Source organism: Microvirga soli (assembly GCF_016734765.1).
Classification (GTDB): domain Bacteria; phylum Pseudomonadota; class Alphaproteobacteria; order Rhizobiales; family Beijerinckiaceae; genus Microvirga; species Microvirga soli.
Map to the genome: position 1 here is coordinate 1 of NZ_JAERQE010000163.1, position 804 is coordinate 804.

The window sequence follows — 804 nt, forward strand, 5'->3', positions numbered from 1 at the left end:
ACGTTAACCCGGACATGAGGTCGAGCGGTGTAGATGGGCTGGCATGATCGAGTCCGTCAGCTACAAACGCCATCGCTTTCCGCCTGAGATCATCGCCTATGCGGTCTGGCTCTGTTTCAGGTTCCCATTGAGCCTGCGGCTGGTCGAGGAGATGCTGCTCGAGCGCGGCATCATCGTCTCCTACGAGACAGTCCGCCGCTGGGCTTTGAAGTTTGGACCGGAGTATGCGCACCGCCTCAGGCGCAAGACGCCGAGCTGTCGCGCTATCTGGCATCTCGACGAGGTCGTGGTCACGATCTCTGGCCAGAAGCATTGGCTCTGGCGGGCGGTTGATCAGGACGGCTATGTCCTCGACGAAATCCCCCAAGATCGACGCGACACCAAGGCAGCCAAGCGCTTGCTGAAGCGGCTGTTGAAGAAACAAGGCTGCCCACCTCGACGAATGATCATCGACAAGCTCGGCTCCTACGCTGCCGCCCAGCGTCAGATCATGCCAGACGTCGAACACCGCTCGCACAAGGGTCTCAACAATCGAGCGGAGAATTCACATCTCCCGTTTCGCCTGCGAGAACGGGCGAGGCAAGGCTTTCGATCTGCCGGAGGGCTGCAGAGGCTCGTCAACGTGTTCTCTGCCGTCCGCAACCATTTCGTTCCACCCCGCTCACGCCGCTCCGCCCGCGCTACCCACCTTCACCGCCTCAACGCCATGGCAGCGTGGAACGTCGCGGCGAATGTCGCTGCTTGAAACTGTTATGAGGCCGAATTTACCTCAATGCGCCCGACGCGGGTTAACGTGACAACACC

The 804-nt window shown here is 60.4% G+C and carries 1 protein-coding gene; it reads left to right on the forward strand.

Annotated elements, in window-relative coordinates:
* Nucleotides 1-43: 43 nt before the first annotated feature.
* The gene (locus JKL45_RS29675) at nt 44-745 is read left to right on the forward strand and encodes an IS6 family transposase (RefSeq protein WP_201865367.1); all 702 of its coding nucleotides are present in this window, start codon (nt 44-46) and stop codon (nt 743-745) included.
* The last annotated feature ends 59 nt before the right edge of the window (nt 746-804 follow it).